General features: G+C 31.1%; 1 protein-coding gene. It reads right to left on the reverse strand.

The genetic code is table 11. The features are described from left to right. The coding region (locus ACYQ0O_RS13255) for an ATP-binding protein (RefSeq protein WP_459893831.1) at positions 1–238 on the reverse strand (238 nt) is incomplete at both ends.

Below are 238 nucleotides of genomic sequence, written 5' to 3' on the forward strand. Positions count from 1 at the left end.
ACCAGGAGGTCCTACAAAGATAATGTTTTTGGCGTGATTGAGGAAAGTTAGATTAGCCAGTTCGTAAATAAGTTTTTCATCTATACTGGGCTGAAATGAAAAATCAAATTCTTCAATGGTCTTAATAAAAGGGAATTTGGCCTTTTTTATCTTTGCATTTATAGAGTTATCTATCCTTACAATTATTTGATTTTGTAGAACCTTATACAGATATTCTTGATAGGAGATTTTTGCTTTG

The organism is Desulfothermus okinawensis JCM 13304, assembly GCF_054654515.1.